Annotated in this window: 4 protein-coding genes; 1 reads left to right on the top strand and 3 read right to left on the bottom strand. The window is 46.9% G+C overall.

Going from position 1 to position 3,856, the window contains the following annotated elements:
- Window positions 1-840, top strand: an 840-nt coding sequence (locus VB081_RS02770) for a DMT family transporter (RefSeq protein WP_323399327.1), incomplete at its 5' end; no start/stop codon positions are given.
- Here the strand turns inward: VB081_RS02770 and VB081_RS02765 are convergent.
- From VB081_RS02765 to rbr, 3 genes are all read right to left on the bottom strand, one after another.
- The gene (locus tag VB081_RS02765) at window positions 834-2,081 is read right to left on the bottom strand and encodes a competence/damage-inducible protein A (RefSeq protein WP_323399326.1); all 1,248 of its coding nucleotides are present in this window, start codon (window positions 2,079-2,081) and stop codon (window positions 834-836) included. The two genes, VB081_RS02770 and VB081_RS02765, sit on opposite strands and share 7 nt — an antisense overlap.
- A 27-nt stretch (window positions 2,082-2,108) precedes the next feature.
- Complete coding sequence (locus VB081_RS02760; RefSeq protein ID WP_323399325.1) at window positions 2,109-3,026, bottom strand: glycosyltransferase family 2 protein; 918 nt, start codon at window positions 3,024-3,026, stop codon at window positions 2,109-2,111.
- Between the two features lie 95 nt (window positions 3,027-3,121).
- On the bottom strand, window positions 3,122-3,667 hold the full coding sequence (rbr, locus tag VB081_RS02755; RefSeq protein ID WP_323399324.1) for a rubrerythrin: 546 nt from the start codon (window positions 3,665-3,667) through the stop codon (window positions 3,122-3,124).
- Window positions 3,668-3,856 lie beyond the last annotated feature (189 nt).

Here is a 3,856-nt window from a genome sequence, read left to right as displayed (position 1 = left end):
TGGGGTACGGGCTTTATTGCCACCAAGTATCTCCAGCAAAACGGTATGCCCTCCGCAATGCTCCTTATGTTTCGTATGCTTTTTGCCGCGCTCGCTATTTTGCTCGTCTCATTTAAAAAGATACGCTCTATGACAAAGCTTCAGCTTCGGCATGGCATCATTGCCGGACTTTTTATGGGCGCCGGCTTTTTGCTGCAAACCATAGGCATGCAGTATACGCTTGTATCCAACAACGCTTTTCTGACGACGCTGAATGTTATTTTCGTTCCATTCATCAGCTGGCTTTTGTTAAAGAAACGACCGCCACTCAAAACATTTATTTCTGTGGCGATCGGTTTTTTAGGGATTGCCATCCTGACGAAAGCGTTCGATGCGGAAATTGCCTTTAATCTTGGCGATATCCTTTCCTTGCTATGCTCCGTTTTATTTGCCTGCCAGATCGCCTATATCGGGTTTGCCGCCAAGGATTCGGAGGCTTCGTCATTTTCATTTGTACAAATCTCAGTTACTGGCGTGATGGCGCTTGTCTATTTCCTGTTGTTCGAGCAAGTATCAACGGGCAAGATCAGCCAGTTTGGCCTGTGTATATGGATCACTGTCTATCTCGGCGTCGCGTGCACCGCGATCCCCTACTGGCTGGAGTGTACGGCACAGCAGCACATCCCCGCTTCGCGCTCTGCGCTTATCTTATCACTGGAGGGCATGTTTGCCAGTATTTTCTCTGTGATATTAGGATACGAGACTTTAAGTTTATCGCTTGTCCTTGGCGGTGCGATCATTATGGCCTCTATCATCCTTCTAGAAATCAATTTTCGAAAAAAACGTTTGTTAGCTCAGTAGCTTTTCAGGGCATCTAATATCATTTGAAAAACATGCTGCGCGCTCATATGGCGGATGTGCTCCCTGTCGTCTACCCTGCCGCGCTGCAAATTCAATTTAATCACCTTGCTGACCTTTTCGCTGTCGATGGCAATGTACACCAGCCCGACCGGTTTTTCTTCGCTGCCGCCGCCAGGACCTGCGACCCCTGTCGTGGAAACGCCGATATCCGCACCGGATATCTGTCGTACTCCCTGTGCCATTTCTGCCGCCGTTTGCTTGGAGACCGCGCCGAATTCCATAAGCGTATCTCCTGACACGTGCAGGATGGACTGCTTGATTTCGTTGGAGTAGGAGCACACACCGCAGCCGAACACATCGCTTGCACCCGCAACCTGTGTGATGCGTTGGGAAATGAGCCCTCCGGTACAGCTTTCCGCTGTCGCAACGCTCAGATGTTTTTCCTTGAGCGCCTCTACGACTGCTGTCTGCAAATTCGCCACATCTATTCCATAAATAAACTGTCCCAATTTATCCTCGATTTGCGCAACCACCGGCGCGATCAACTTTTCACATTCCTCCGCCGTATCGCCTGCCGCTGTAACACGTAATGTGACCTCGCCTGTTTTTGCATATGGTGCAACTGTCGGGTTTGAGCTATTTTTCATCAAGTCATAAAGAATTTCTTCTACCTGCGATTCGCCCGTACCAAACAGACGCAGATTATGGGATACAAGCACCTTATCGGAAAAGCCCATCAAATATGGCACAACGCTTTCATCAAACATCGGCTTCATTTCCGAAGGCGGTCCGGGAAGCAAGATTGCCGTCTTTCCGTTCTCACTGAGCGCAAGCCCGGGAGCGGTTCCGTGCGCATTTGCAAAAATCGTCGCGCCGACAGGCATCATCGCCTGTTTTTTATTGTTTTGTGTCATGGGGCGGTCAATTTTTTTAAAAAACGCCTCAATACTTTCAAGCGACGCCTGATCCATCTGCATATCCTTATGAAAATATTCCGCTACCGTTTCCTTGGTTAGGTCGTCATATGTCGGCCCAAGCCCTCCGGTCATGATAACAATATCTGCCCGTGAAAACGCCAGATTCAGTCCTGTTTTCAGCCTGTCGTTATTGTCCCCCACTACACTTTGGTAATACACATCAATGCCGATATTGGCCAGCTCCTTTGCGATATACGCCGCATTGGTATTCACAATATCCCCGAGCAGCAGCTCTGTACCGACACATAAAATTTCTGCTTTCATTGTTTGACCATCCTTTTGTTGAAAATTTTATCCATAAATGATTTGACCGATCTTACGGTAAAAACCACTTTTATACAGCTTATATTTTTTGAGCAGACCCGCACGTTCACATTTTCCGCAATCGCCTAAGCTTGTAAACATCCTGATCAGCTCTTTTTGTTCTGCGTCCAACAAATCATCATATGTTTCCCCAAATGCCTGCGCCTGCTTGTAGGTATCGAGAATAGACTGATGGATATCGCCTGTATTCGACAGCTTTTGTTTAAAATAAGAAGCGCTTTTCACATCCTTAGCCCCTACCTCGTTTGCCATATGCTGGCGGTAATGGATGCGGTTGGGCGCGACGATAATATATCCAAAGGCCGCCGCAATCAGCCCGATCCACCAATCATGCATCAGGGCATCGCCGCTTGGACGGATCAGCTTTGCAAGCGCCCGGTTAAAAAGCATCGTACATCCTGTAATGTTGTTTTGCGGCAAAAGCTGATGCAGATACCGCCTCTGACGATCAAGCTTTTGCAGCGCAAAAAGCGATGGATGCAGTACCTGATCCTGATCATTTACCACCGTTAAATCGGAATGCACCAACAGCGGGACATTTCCCCATTCATTCTGCGCAGTCTGCAGGGTCTGCAACGTAAGATTCAACTTATCAGGAAGCCAGATGTCGTCCTGATCGCAGAACATGATATATTCTGCACTCGCATACTGCAGGAGGCGGAAAAAATTTTCCTTTGCGCTACCTGTCGGTTGCCCGTCCCTGATGATATGAAAGCGTTCCGGGTATGCAGCCTCATATTCTTCCAGTATTTGCATCGTTTGATCTGTAGAGCCGTCATCGCGCGCGGTCACGCGAAAGTCCTGACAATCTTGTAAAAAAAGCGATTTGATCTGCGCTCTCAGATATTTTTCACCGTTATACGTTGCGAGCAAGATATCTATCATGTCGTTTCCTTCCGTGGTTCATGATTTCTCCTTTAATTTAGCACGATTGTTCACAAAAAAAAAGAGCCGAAGCTCTTTTTTATTTTTTATGTGGATCAATAATTGTCTTCTTTCAGCTGAAAATATGCTTTCGGATGCTGGCAAACCGGACATTTTTCAGGAGCAGCTTTGGATTTTTGGATATGACCGCAGTTATAGCACTGCCAAAGCACTTCCGTATCACGTTCGAAAACGATGCCCTGCTCAATGTTTGCAGCAAGCTTTTTGTATCTTGCTTCGTGCTCGCTCTCTACCTTGCCGGCGCCACGGAACTCATGCGCAATCTCAGTAAAGCCTTCTTCTTCTGCGATCTTTGCGAATCCGGGATACATTTCCGTCGTCTCGTAATGCTCACCTGCGGCAGCATCTTTCAAATTTGTCATCGTGTCCGGAATCTTGTTGTCAGGATGGAGCCATTTGAACCAAAGCTTTGCGTGCTCTTTTTCGTTTGCCGACGTCTCCGCAAAAATATTGGAGATTTGTACATAGCCGTCCTTTTTTGCCTGGGACGAATAGTACAAATACTTCATGTGCGCCATGGATTCTCCCGCAAACGCATCCTGTAAACATTTCTCTGTCTTCGTGCCTTTTAAATCCTTCATACCATATACCTCCTTGAGATTTGAGCTTCATAATAACTTTTAATATTATAAACAAACAGCGGCAAAATAAACATATTTATACGTTGATCTCGCCCTGCATTTCCAGCCTTCCGTCAAACGCAGACAGCACCGGTTCTATTTCTGCCTGTATGAAATCATCGACCTGTTTGTCGGCCAAACCGATAAAGT

Source organism: Christensenella sp., from assembly GCF_034927525.1.
GTDB lineage: Bacteria > Bacillota > Clostridia > Christensenellales > Christensenellaceae > Christensenella.
Note: the sequence above shows the minus strand (reverse complement) of the source record. Positions and strands in the feature narration are given on the sequence as shown.